Source organism: Mucilaginibacter pineti (assembly GCF_900101875.1).
Lineage (GTDB): Bacteria > Bacteroidota > Bacteroidia > Sphingobacteriales > Sphingobacteriaceae > Mucilaginibacter > Mucilaginibacter pineti.
In genome coordinates, this window is sequence record NZ_FNAI01000006.1 from 337510 (window position 1) to 351586 (window position 14077).

A 14077-nucleotide genomic window follows, 5' to 3' on the forward strand; every position below is an offset into this window, starting at 1 on the left:
GACTTAATATTTTATTAACCAGGACGATTTTAACCCATTTATTAAACCATAAAGCAGGTTTTTATGCCTAAACATCATTTTTCGGCAAGTGAGTGCGCAATCGATACCAATTGCGTTATGAAAGAAACATATAGTGCAGAGATAGCCCGCTGAAGAATAATATCGTGAAAATAGCGGCAATGTAATACCACGTAGCGGCAATTGCGGTGTTTATCTCAATAAAACAGATCAACGAAAGACAGGTTTGTTGCTCCGCCGTTAAGTTTTGTTAGTGCAGATCTTATCGAAAGGAATAGCGTATTCAACGCCTAATGATTTTTCGTATTCGTGGATAAACTCGTCGTAGGTTTTGCGGGCAAAGTCTATACCTTTTATCCGCCGCAGGGCTTTTAACTTGTATTTAATGGCAATGTCGCTAAACGGATCAATGTGTAAAACTACGCGTGAAATCTCCAGCGCTTTTCTGAAATCTCCGGTTTCGTAGATCCTTTTAACCTCGGGTAATATAAAAGGCATCAGCGACTCTTCATACTCCAGCTTAATATCATCCAGCCAGCCTTCGGCAATATGTTGCAGTAAGCCACCGCGGGCAATCAGGTCAAAATGATTTAAGATCGTCTGATCGTCTGCGCTATCATGGGCATTTACCTTTTTAATATCATCGTTAACTATAAAATAATCACAAAACAGGTTGTCGCCCAGTTTAAAGCTATAGGTATCATTTAAAAACGTGAGTTCGATGCCTTCAATATCTGCCAGGATATTACGCAGGTGGTTAATGGTAACACCCTTTATATTTTTGGTTTTAACTACATCTTTATCCGGCCATAAGGTTGTGGAGATCCGTTTAGATACTACGCCCGCCTCATCCTTGCTGCTCAGCAAAATAAGGATAAACAGTTGTTTAATTTTGGGGCTAAACAAATAGGTAATATCCTTGCTGTTTTTATCGTACACGGTAAACTCGCCCAATAAATAAACCGCATTGGCTTTTTTCTCTTCGTCCTTAACAGGAACAGGGATAACCGCAAGATCATTTTCGGCGGCTTCCGCAGCGTTTGTTTCATTTGGCTTTTTCCGCTTAACATATAAAACCGCACCAAGAGCTGCCAATACCACTAATACGGCGAGTAAAATGTACTTATATAGTTTATGCGACGGTGTTACAACCCTTTGCGAGGCCTCGTAATCCTGCTGCCTTACCGGCGGAGATGCCAGCGACAATATCCGTACAGTTGAATTTAATGGCGAAGTAAATTCCTGTATAGTGCAAAAAAACTGGTTTTGCTTAGCATTAAAAAACAGGTTAATATCTGTTTCAATACGCTCGCCCTTGGCAGGGATATTACCGCTTACTACCTCGTACGAGCCATCTTTTATCGCAAATTTATACAGCCTTAAATTAGTTTTCGGCTTTTCATGTGCGTAACAAAGCGCATAAAAGTAATTTTTATCCTTTGATACAATAAGGTTATTGGCCGCTACAAAATCATCGCCGTTGGGTTTTATCTCCCAGCATTTTTTTATAGTATGGTTTGTTAAGTTAACCCGGTACAAATCATAGTAATGCTTGCCGCCCACAACCTGGTTGCCCGATTGGTTACCGTAACCGCCAAATATGTACACATCGTTATTAGCATCGGCCTGGCTGTAGCCCGAGAAAAAGCGGGGGTTTATTTTATCGCCGGTAAAAGAAATCTTGTCCCATGTATCTGTAGCGCGGTTGTATTTAAAAAAGTCGTTATAATAGGAAAAGGAGCCGTAGCCGCCAAAAAGGTAAATATCATTCTGATCTTTATCGTAAAAAATATTATGGTGATGCCTTTGCTCTTTGATATTACCTTGCCCAACTACATCCCATTTAAGGGTTGCCAGATCCAGAGCGGCTATCCGGGGCGACGGCTTGGGGCTGCGCATTACTTCATATAAGTAGCATTTATTCTCTTTGGTATTGATAATGCTTTTACCCAAAAGCATGGTAACGGGTAATTTATTTTGGTAAGTTTTGGCCGATACCACATCTTTTTGCACATCGTACAGGATCAGCGAATCGCTTTTGAACATGAACAGTTTTTGATCGCGCTCATTAAAGTTGATACCGGCAACCTCGTCAAAACTGCGGTGCAGCTTCGGCGTCCAGAAATAAGATTCGTTAATAAGCCAAACCGGATTATCTACCGTACCAACAGCAGTTCCTTTGTTATCATATACGCTTTCGCCGTTCCATTCTTTCAGCGGGAACCTGAAATTTTGATTTTTATCGCTGATAGTTAAATTTTTGATGGCCATATTGGGCACATCAAAATAATGCTCGTTTTTGCCAAAGATGATCCTAGCCGTCATGGTATTATCAAAGCCAAAATCGCTTGCCCTGTACCACTGCCCGTTTATTAAAATGCCTACTTCATTGGCTTTTAAATCAACATACACCTTAACGTGCATCCATTGCCTTTTCTTTAACAAAACCGGGTTAAGCGGAATCTGGATCTTGGTGCTTTTACTATCAATGTTAAAATTCAATGTGGGCGAACCGTTGTATATATAGGTAAGACTGTAAGAGTTGCTCTTTGTATCGGTAATATTAAACACATATCCCAAATGCTCGTTATCCCATAACGACATATCAAAGCTCACCAGGAAGTGATCGTAAAAGGTTGGCAGGTTATTGTTAAAAACGTTGTAGGAGGTGCGTCTGCTCAGTAAACTGTCGTTGGAGTTAAACTGCAAGCCCTGGGCATGGCCTTTAATGGCTGGGAACAATAGTACAAAAAGAAATGCAAGCTTATATATCTTTAAATTAAGCCCTAAAATTTCTCTTTTTTTAAACATCGACATTTAAAGTTGTGCTAAATAAGCCACGTTTCGGCTCACTTAAAAAACAATGCTAAATTATACTTTTTTTAAGTAATGGCGGTGTAACATTTATCCCGTTACAACATCTTATAGCCGTATTCACGGTTTATGCAAATCACATCTATCAGCAACATCAAATGGTAATTATTCCCTCTCTATTAACCTACGATCACCAAGCAGTATATAATTACCCCAATAGTTAAAACAGAGCCAAAAACCATGTTAATATCTTACCATACTTGTAAAAATAGCCACCAATAATACATTATATGATAAATCCTGTACCCACCACCAACCAATGGTTTCAAATGTTAAATTTTGATGCTTAAATGTTAAATCTACACGCAATGTGTTAAATATTTTTGAATACTAAATCTTTAGTTATACCTTGGTTCCATTCAAAACCTTTATGAAAATCACAATTACTGCACTAATAATATTTTGCTTTTGTACGGTTTCCGTTTTTGCGCAAAATAGTTATTCCATCAAGGGTTCGGTAGCCGATACGGCATCAAACGCGAAACTCACCAACGCCACAGTGGCCATTTTAAACGCAAAGGATTCTATCCTTCAAAAATTTACGCGGGTAAGTGATGGCACTTTTGCTATAAACAATCTAAAAAAAGGAAAGTTTATACTAATGATCACCTATTCGGGTTATGCCGATTACGTAGAACACTTCACGCTCGACTCGACAAAGGTTTCGCATGATTTCGGTCGGGTTAGCATGACCCTTAAATCCAAGTTGCTTGCCGAAGTTATTATTAAAGCAAAAGCCGCAGCCGTTAAAATAAAGGGCGACACTACCGAATTTAACGCCAAAGCATTTACCGTACAACCCAACGCCAAGGTTGAAGACCTGCTAAAGGAACTGCCCGGAATACAGGTTGATAAGGACGGCAAAATTACAGCACAAGGCCAAACCGTAAGTAAGGTTTTGGTTGATGGCGAAGAGTTTTTTGGCGATGACCCCACGCTGGTAACCAAAAACCTGCGTGCCGATATGGTTGACAAAGTACAGCTGTACGATAAAACCAGCGATCAGGCTGCATTTACCGGGATAGACGACGGGCAGAAAACCAAGACCATTAATATAAAGCTAAAAGAAGATAAAAAGAACGGCTACTTTGGCAAGATTGACGCCGAAGGTGGTACCGATAAATATTACCAGGAGCAAATACTGTTTAACAGGTTCAAAGGCAAGGAAAAATTCTCGGCCTACGGTACGATAGGTAATACCGGCAAAATTGGCCTGGGTTGGGAAGATAATAGCAAATATGGTGGCGGCGGCAACTTTGAATTTGGCGACGGCGGCGATATTATGATTTTTGGCGGCGGCGGCAATGATGACCTAGATTCTTTCGACGGCCGTTACAGTGGTGAGGGTATTCCTTTAGCCCGCTCAGGTGGCTTACACTACGATACCAAATGGAATGGTGATAAGCAATCTATCAATACCAATTACAAAGTAGGTTCATTGGATGTAGATGGCACAAAAAACACCCTTACCCAAAACAACCTGCCCGGAAATTATATCAATAGCAATACTGATCAAACTTTTAATAACCACATGTTCCGTCAAAAGCTGGATGCTACTTATCAGATTAAATTAGATACAACATCTAACCTGAAGATAATGGTTGACGGTACCGACAAAAACAGTACTACCGATAACACTTATAATACCACGAGCGTACGTAGTAACGGCTCAAACACCAACAACCGCACGATAAATAACGATGCAACACAAAAAATATTTAATGCAAGTGCCTTTTATACTAAAAAATTCAAAAAGAAGGGCCGTACCTTTTCGCTTAACGTAAGCGATGCCTACAATAAAAATGACACTAAGGGCAACTTAAAATCGGAAATAGATTATTTTAGTGACAAGGCAGTGCTTGACAGCAGCAAAGTGGTTGATCAGTTTAAAACCACAAATACACTCAGCAATGTATTTGCTTCAAATATGACTTACACCGAACCGTTGACCAAAGCATTTTCGGCCATTGTAAACTATGGTGTAAATATTAACAACGGTACATCAGACAGGCGCTCGTTTAACAAAGCCAGCTCGGGCCAGTACACCGCACTTGACAGCTCATTAAGTAATGATTTTAAACTTAACCAGGTATCAAATCAATTTGGCCTTTCGTTCAATTACAAAAAAGGCAAAAGCACTGTTTATTTCGGTTCCAGAGTATCTTCCGTAAACTTTAAACAAATAGATGAGTTTAACAGCGACAACGCCAACAGCATCATTACACGTAACTTTGTTAACTGGTTTCCGCAGGCCAGCTTCCAGTACAGGTTTTCGCAGCAGCGGTCTGTTAGGATAAGTTATTATGGTAACACCACGCAGCCTACTATCGATCAGATCCAGCCGGTACGTGTAAATACCGATCCATTAAATATTACTTTGGGAAATCCAAATTTAAAACCATCGTTTAGCAACCGTTTTAGCGCCAGCTACAATTCCTACAAAGTATTAAGCGGCGAATCTATATGGGTTAATGGCTCATATTCAACCACCATGAACCCAATTGTAAGTAATACAACAACAGATAATTCCGGTAACAGTACGTATCAATCATCAAATCTGCATGGCAAACAAACAGTAAATGTATATTTCAACGCAGATTACGGCCGCAAAATATTTGGAGAAATGAATGCCGGGCTTGAAGCAAGCGCCAATGGAAGCACCTATTACAACCTTGCCACTTATGAGCTTACCGGTACGCAATTAAACAAAACTACCTCATACACCTATTCCGGTCAGTTTAGCTTATCAAAATACGTGCAGAAAAAATATGATGCCAGGATATCAGCCGGGCCTACCTACACGCTTAACTCATCATCATTACAAACTACCAACAACAACGGTCGTGGGTTTAATGCAAACGGGTCATTTAACATATACCTGCCGGGTAAATTCCAGGTAGGGTCTGACGGCAACTATCAATATAATGCCAAAACAACATCTTTTGATCAGGATTTTAAACGTTTTATCTTGAATGCCAATATCACCAAGTCGTTCATGAAGGACGAAAGCCTGAAGGTTGCAGTTAGCGGTAATGACTTACTGAACCAAAATAAAGGCTATACCCGTAACGGTACGGCAAACGTATTTACACAGGAACGTTATACATCTATTAAAAGATACTTCATGCTTTCGGTTACCTGGGATTTTAATCACATGGTTGGCGGCACACCTAAAAAATAATTATCATGAAACACATACTGATATTCATCATTTGCTTTTTTGTACTTAGCGGCAATATGCTATTTGCCCAAAACAAGCATTTTACAACAACGGGCACTATTGAGTTCGAAAAATCGATAAACATGTTTGCCTTGTTAAAAAAGGAAATGAGTGGTAATGACGACGGCTTTATGCAATCGGCCTATGACTCTTATAAAAAAACACAGCCGCAGTTTAAAAAGCTAAAAAGCACGCTGGCTTTCGGCGATAATAAAACCCTATATACACCTATTGAGCCCGAAGCTTCGCGGGGTAGCTTTTTTAGCACGCCCATGGCCGAGCAAACAAACACCATTTTTACCGACCTTGCAACCGGCACAAGCGCCTGCCAGAAAAAGGTATTTGAAGAGGTGTTTTTAGTGAAGGATAGCACCCGCAAAATAAACTGGAAAATAACCAGCGAAACCCGTGAAATAGCAGGCTTTACCTGCCGCAGGGCCAACGCGGTAATATTAGATTCCATTTATGTGGTAGCTTTTTACACCGACGACATAGCCGTATCCGGCGGACCAGAATCATTTACCGGTTTACCTGGAATGATATTGGGTGCAGCCATTCCGCATGAAAACATCAGCTGGTTTGCAACAAAAGTGAACGAAATAGCGGTTGACGAAAAAACACTTGTTCCACCCAAAAAGGGCAAGGTGGTTAACAACAAAGAATTAAGCAAAACCCTCCTATCCGCATTAAAGGACTGGGGTACCTACGCGCAGCTGTCTTTAAAAGCATTTTCGCTGTAGCTTAAAAATTAAAAAGATTATTTAATATGATCCGGTATAAAATGTTTATGCCGGATTTTTATTTTATTATTGGTCTGCAATATTAACGCCATAGCGCAGTTATGTTGTTTATTAAATACTAATATCCATTTTACACATGGTATTTAGTTTATATATTGAACCTACAAGCCACCTTAATGAGGATCACAATTATTGCAGTGTTATTATTTTGCCTGCATACTTTTACTGCATCTGCACAAAACAATTATTCCATAAAAGGTACCATTGCCGATACTTCCTCAACCTCAAAGCTGGATTATACTACTATTTGCGTACTTAATGCCAAAGACTCAATCCTGCAAAAATACACCTATGCAAAAGGCGGCAGTTTTGCCATAAACAACCTTGCAAAAGGCAATTACCTGCTGCTGGTAAGCTACCCCGGCTATGCCGATTATACAGATCATTTTATATTAGATTCGGCACACACCGTGCACGAATTTGGCCGTATTAACATGATCCTGCAATCAAAATTGCTTAACGAGGTAATTATTAAAGCCAAGGTAGCTGCCATAAAGATAAAAGGCGATACCACCGAGTTTAACGCCGCCGCCTACATCACACAAAAAAACGCCAAGATAGAAGACCTGCTGAAGCAACTACAAGGTATGCGGGTTGACCAGAACGGAAAGGTCACTTTTCAGGGCGTAGCTGTTGATAAGATACTGATTGATGGTGAAGAGTTTTTTAAAGACGACCCAACCCTGATAACCAAAAACCTGCGGGCAGATATGGTTAACAAAGTACAGGTTTACGATAAAAAAAGCGAGAACGCCATACGTACCGGTATTGAGGATGGCGTAAAGGTAAAAACCGTTAACATCCAACTAAGGGAAGACAAAAAAAGAGGAATATTTGGAAAAACGGAGGCCGACTACGGTACTCATAACTACTATCTGGGGCAGGCCATGTTTAATAAATTTAATGACAAAGAAAAATTTGCCATTTTTGGCAGCATCAACAACATGGGCAAACCGGGGTTAAATGGCAGCAGCGGATACGGAGGAGTAGGTATTCCCTTGGAGCGTAGTGGCGGCCTCCATTATAATAGCACCTGGGATAAGGAAAAACAGTCATTTAACACCGATTACAGGATTAGCACCGTAAATATCAATGGTACGGGTAACACGCTAACCCAAAACAATTTACCGGGTAACTATAACACAACCAATACCGACAAAACCTTTCATAACTCCAGTTTTAACCAGGGTATTGATTTAAGCTATAATACTAAAATTGACACAACCTCAGAAATAGATGTAAGTATAAACGCAGAGGCAAGTCACATTACATCTGCAAATACAACTATCACTACCACCCTGCGCGGTAACGGCGTTTTGCTAAATACTAATAACAACAACACAAACAGCGATAACGATAATAAAGCATTAAGCAGCTACTTAAATTATAATAAACGTTTTAAAAAGAAGGGGCGTAGCATCTCTGTGAATATGCAGCTAATGGATGCAGAGAGCAGCGGGAAAGAAAATTTAAAATCGGCCCTAAACTATTACAATGACCAGGGTGTCCGCGACAGCTCCACCAATATAGATCAGTATAAACCCAATAGCGATAAGGATAATTACGTTGGCGCTGGCGTATCATACACTGAACCACTCTCAAAAAGCCTTTCGCTATCGGCAAGTTACAACATCAACTCATCAAATGGCCGCAATAATAAACAGTCGTTCAATAAATCTGCATCCGGCGAATATGACCTGCCCGACAATACCTTAAGCAGCAACTTCACCGTAAAAAAGCTTACAAACATCTATGGGGCAAATATAAATTACTATACTCCAAAAACCACCCTGCAGTTTAGCATGGAGTTTTCCTCGTCAAATTTTAAGCAAACAGACCAAGTTGTTGATACCACCCTCACCCGTACATTTATAAACTGGCGGCCCGGTTTTTCGGGCTCTTATCAATTAAATAAATCTGCTTCCATAAACATTAGTTATTCAGGAGGTACCAGCCAGCCTTCAATTGACCAGTTGCAACCGCTAAAGCAAAATAACGACCCACTAAATATTAAATTAGGTAACCCAGGGCTTAAACCACAATTTGGAAACTCGCTTAGTTTTAATTACAGGTTATACCAGGCATCTTATGACAGGGGAATCAACTTCCGCACTTCATACTCGAATACTATAAATACCATTATCAGCAATCGTATAACAGATTCGACAGGTGTAAGTACGTCACAATGGTCGAACCTTAAAAACAAGCAACCATTTAATTGGGAAACAAGCATCGAGTTTTACGGCAACATACCAAAGATAGAAGGCGTGATTTATTTAGATTTTAACGCTAATGGCAGTACCTATTACAATTACATCAACAACCAGCTAAACGAAGCCAAAGCTACCACATACTCACCACGGATAAGCTTTTCAAAAAACAAGGCGAGCCACTCTTTTGGTTTTGGCGCGGGCCCAACTTACACGGTAAATACAACATCACTGCAATCGGTAAATAATAACAGCTATGGCTTTTCTGCCGATGCAAATTATTTTGTGAAGCTGCCGGGTGGCTTTTATATGGGATCGGAATGTAGTTATCAATACAACGCAAAAACACAGGCATTTGACCGCGATTTCAGAAAAACGCTGTTAAAATCGTACGTCGGCAAATCCCTCTTAAAAGATGAGAGCCTGAAGATGGCCATTACCGGTAACGACTTGTTGAACCAGAATACCGGCTACAGCCGCGACGGCACATCCGGCAATTTCACGGAAAGCCGAAATACCATTATCAGAAGAAACATCCTTTTTTCCGTTTCATGGGACTTTAGCAAATTTGGAAAGGAGAAGCAAAAACAATGATCATGAAACATACCCTGCTATTTTTCACTTGTTTATTTATACTTAATGCCGATGCAGCATTTGCCCAAAACAAACACTTTACCACCAGCGGTACCATTGAGTATGAACGCACGGCCAATATGTTTGCCCTGGTAAAAAAGAAGGTTACCAAAAGCACGCCAGATGCGAAATATTATTACGACGAGTATATAAAACGTGAGCCCCAGTTTAGAAAACTAAAAAGCATCCTCATTTTTGGAAATAATACGTCCCTATTTACCCCGGTTAAGCCCGAAGAATCTGTTTGGTATAATTACGATAGCCCGATGGCTAACCAGCTTAATATTATTTACAACGATTTTAATAATGGTATAAGCATTATTCAGAAAGAGTTTTTTGAGCGTACATTTTTGGTAACCGACAGCATCCGCAAAATAAAATGGAAAATAACTGATGAAACCCGGGTAATTGCAGGTTACACCTGTCGCAGGGCTAATGGTCTTGTACTCGATTCTGTTTATGTGGTAGCTTTTTACACCGGCGAGATCCCCGTATCCGGCGGCCCCGAATCATTCGCCGGCTTGCCTGGGATGATATTAGGCGTAGCCGTCCCCCATGAAAACGTAACCTGGTTTGCAACCAAAGTAACCGATTCCACCATCGACAGTAAAACACTCACGCCACCCAAACAAGGCAAACCAGTAAACAACCAGGGGCTGTATGATGATATTATGAAAGTAATAAAATCATGGGGCGATTATGCCATTGTCGCGCTAAAGGGATATTTACTATAGTTAATTTAACCCGTTAATGATATCCGCGGCCTTATCCACATCCAGCGAGGCCAGGTAGTTATAAGCCTGCGTAAGCTTTTGCTGAGCTGCCATATTACCCAAGAACTTTTTGCGCAACGTATACCATTTGTATATCAGTTCCAGTTCGATATGGGTATATTTTACACCGGTGTATTGCTGTATGGTTATCAAATAATCGAAGTTAAAATCAAGTGTTGGTTCAATGATGGTTCCCTCGCCATAGTCGTTCCAGGTGATGAGCTGCAGGTATGGGAGTTTGCTGTTTTTGGCCAGGTTGAGGGTGTTTTGCAATGTAGTGGTACCGTTGTTGGCAATAGTGAACAGGTTATTACCCCAGCCGCCCTCTTTGTAAAAATCATGAAAACCGGGATAGGCACCCGCAAATGCAGTCGCCAGCGTTTTACTCCGGTTATTGTAAAAATCATTTATAGGTGCGGGATCTGACGCGCCTACCCAAAAAAACTCGCCGCCGCCCGCGCTTCCGGTAACATCTCCCTGGTAAAGTAAGGAGAGCAAACGGGGCTTGGTGGTCAGATCAGCGAAAGCCTGCTGCCACTCAGTTGCCGACTTTAACCCCTGCGGACCGAAGCAAAGCAACAGCGGCTGACTATTTATGCTGATATACGTACTACTTTTAAAATATTGTGATTGCAGGTAGGCCATATCCTGTTTAGCCGCCGTTACCATATCCGTACCGGCCACCTTTTGTACATTTACCAGCGAGGCATCTTCATAACAGATACTGAATTGCAGGCCTGCACCAGGTATCCGGCTAAATAAACTATCTGTATTTCTCTTGATGAGCGGATAATCATAAACATTGTGGGTACCGTTCCAATCTGCAATTACACCGTCGATGCCGGCATACTTCATCAGCAATAATTGATAGTCTATAATATCCCGGTCAGAACTGGCATAGGGGCCGGTCAGGGGGTAATAATGCGAGGCGATTTGTCGGCGGCCATTAGTTATCACATCCGGGTTTTGATTGGCCATTGTCCAGTGTTGCCCCCACTTGCCCGTACCCGATGTTGTTTTATCCTCAAACCAGGGCATATAGTGTACAAATACCTTTTGGCTGTTGGTTTTTACAACCGGCTTTGCCGTAGTTTTAACCACAACGGCCGTATCAATTGGCTTAGTGATAACAGGATCAATAACCGGCGCTGGTGTGGAGCTGCTTTTTGAACAGCTTAACAGCAAAACCAAAACAGAAACAACGGAAAGGTATTTATACATAATTTACAAGATTTAATATTCCAATCTCCCACGAGCTTGTAGCTCCTGGGTATACGGGTTTCAGCTTTCAGCTGAATTAAGCCGGAGGCTTAAACCATGCGCCCCACGAGCTACAAGCTCGCGGGAGGTGATTTATAAGATTTAATTTATTTATACATTTTCAACCCTTTAACATTGCTTGTTGCAGGTTTTATACTGATGGCCGCGCCGCCACCTTTTGCGAGTGTTATATTCAGCTTTGTACCGGCATTAACCAGGTAGGTATGGATCTGGTAGGCCTCGGGATTTATTTTCCAGTCGGCATTATCGGCATCTGCATAAATAGTGGCTATATACTTTTTGCCTTTATCCAAAAATGATAGTGGGATAACTGCCTTGCGGCCATTTTCATCGGTAACCGAACCAATAAACCAGTTTGCAGCGCCCTTCTCTTTACGGGCAATGGTGACGTAATCGCCGGGTTCGGCTTCAATAATTTTGGTATCGTCCCAATCAACCGCAACATCCTTTATAAACTGGAAAGCATCCATGTGTTGCTCGTAGTTTTCGGTTAGGTCGGCAGCCATTTGCAGCGGACTATACATGGTAACGTAAAGCGCCAGTTGTTTGGCTAACGTAGTATGCACCTGCCTGTCGGGTACACCGGCAGCGTAGCCTTTTAATTTAAAAATACCGGGGGTATAATCCATAGGGCCACCCATGAGGCGGGTAAAGGGCATTATGGTTTCATGCTCGGGATTATTGCCATTGCTAAAAGCGTTATATTCATTACCGCGACCAGCCTCACTTGCCATCCAGTTAGGATAGGTGCGTGAGAGGCCAGTGGGCCTTACCGGCTCATGTGCATCCAGCATCACCTGGTGGTCGGCGGATTTCTGGGCCACGCGAATGTAGTGCTCAACCATCCATTGCCCGTCATGATGTTCGCCACGAGGGATGATCTTACCTACATAACCGGTTTTTACCGCCGGATAACCAAACTTGTTCATAAAACGAAAAGCAGTGTCCATCTGGCGTTCATAGTCTGTTGCCGAGCCCGAGGTTTCATTGTGCATGATCATTTTAACCCCTTTTTGTGCGGCGTAGCTGCTTAGTTCCTTAACATCAAAATCGGGGTAAGGGGTGGCAAAATCAAATACATGTTCGGTCCAGTTGCCAAACCATTCTTCCCAGCCACGGTTCCAGCCCTCCACCAGCACCCCGCCGATACCATTTTTGGCGGCGAAATCAATATAATGCTTTACGTTGGCGGTGTTTGCGCCATGTTTACCGCTTGGCTTAAGGGCGCCGCTGGCATCTACATCGTTTATACTATTGGCGTAGTTCCAGGTGCTTTTTCCGGTTTGCATTTCCCACCATACACCCACAAATTTCATAGGTTTTATGTAGGATGGATCCTGAATTTTAGATGGTTCATTAAGGTTGAGGATCAGTTTGGACGACAAGATATCTGCCGCCCTATCACTCACTATAATGGTGCGCCAGGGCGTTTTGCATGGGGCTGCCATATAAGCCTTATTCCCCACGGCATCGGGCACTAAATTGGCCGATAAGGTATAGCTTGCCCTATCCACGTGCAGCTGCATAGAGGTATAATTTACCAGCGCGGCCTCATGAATGTTGATGTACAGGCCGCCAGCGGTTTTCATCATCAGTGGGGTTTGTACGGCGTACTGATCCGGCACTACACGCACCGCAATATCTGTAGCGGCTTTGTAAGGCACCCAGGCATCAACCTCACTTAATTTTGAGGTGGTATAACTATACTCGTTGCTGTCATAATCCCCAGGGATCCAAAAGGTTTTGTGATCGCCGGTAAGGGCAAACTGGGTAAGCTCGTCTGTAACGGTAAAATACCGCAGGTTTGGCTGTTTTGGAAATTCATAACGAAAGCCCACACCATCATCAAACACCCTGAAAATGATATCCAGTAACCTGCCGGGTGCATCCTGTTGTTTAAGATGAACCGTGAGCTGCTGGTAATGATTGCGGATCACGCTCACTTCACCCCAAACAGGTTTCCAAAGTTCATCTACATTAATTGTTTCGGTGTTGATTACCTGTAAATGCTCATCAAAACCTGTGTCATTCAATAACTTAATACCCAACCGTGATGGCTTTACTATGGCCTGCTGGTTAAAACTAACGCTGTATTGCGGGTGGCCTTGTGCATCAGTTGTAAACTCAAGCTTAACTTTACCCTGGCTTGCGGTAATGTTTTTATCCTGCGCAAGCGCGCTAACAGACAGGGTGCAGCTTAGCAGGTATATATATACTTTTTTCATTTATGATTTTGTTATGGATAAAGCGCAAGCGCGCCATGCCGAA

At 41.9% G+C, this 14077-nt stretch carries 7 protein-coding genes; 4 read left to right on the forward strand and 3 right to left on the reverse strand.

Features of this window, described 5'->3' with window-relative positions; all coding sequences use genetic code 11:
- Positions 1-258: 258 nt before the first annotated feature.
- Positions 259-2835, reverse strand: coding sequence for a Kelch repeat-containing protein (locus BLS59_RS15460; protein WP_143014137.1), 2577 nt, complete (start codon positions 2833-2835; stop codon positions 259-261).
- A gap of 427 nt (positions 2836-3262) precedes the next feature.
- Between BLS59_RS15460 and BLS59_RS15465 the strand changes: the two genes are divergently transcribed.
- The 4 genes from BLS59_RS15465 to BLS59_RS15480 all read left to right on the forward strand — a co-directional run bounded on the left by BLS59_RS15465 (position 3263) and on the right by BLS59_RS15480 (position 10489).
- Positions 3263-6073 carry an outer membrane beta-barrel family protein gene (locus tag BLS59_RS15465; RefSeq protein WP_091150185.1) on the forward strand — a complete coding sequence of 937 codons (2811 nt, stop codon included), beginning with the start codon at positions 3263-3265 and terminating at the stop codon, positions 6071-6073.
- A gap of 5 nt (positions 6074-6078) precedes the next feature.
- Positions 6079-6852 (forward strand): GLPGLI family protein, encoded by a 774-nt coding sequence (locus BLS59_RS15470; RefSeq protein ID WP_091150186.1) that lies wholly within the window; start codon positions 6079-6081, stop codon positions 6850-6852.
- A gap of 176 nt (positions 6853-7028) precedes the next feature.
- Complete coding sequence (locus BLS59_RS15475; RefSeq protein WP_091150187.1) at positions 7029-9716, forward strand: TonB-dependent receptor; 2688 nt, start codon at positions 7029-7031, stop codon at positions 9714-9716.
- A gap of 2 nt (positions 9717-9718) precedes the next feature.
- Positions 9719-10489: a GLPGLI family protein gene (locus BLS59_RS15480; protein ID WP_091150239.1), complete on the forward strand. Its 771-nt coding sequence runs from the start codon at positions 9719-9721 to the stop codon at positions 10487-10489.
- On the opposite strand, the gene BLS59_RS15485 is transcribed toward BLS59_RS15480, so the two are convergent.
- Complete coding sequence (locus BLS59_RS15485; protein ID WP_091150188.1) at positions 10490-11749, reverse strand: glycoside hydrolase family 99 protein; 1260 nt, start codon at positions 11747-11749, stop codon at positions 10490-10492.
- Between the two features lie 146 nt (positions 11750-11895).
- Positions 11896-14034, reverse strand: coding sequence for a glycoside hydrolase family 97 protein (locus tag BLS59_RS15490; protein ID WP_091150189.1), 2139 nt, complete (start codon positions 14032-14034; stop codon positions 11896-11898).
- Positions 14035-14077: the final 43 nt, after the last annotated feature.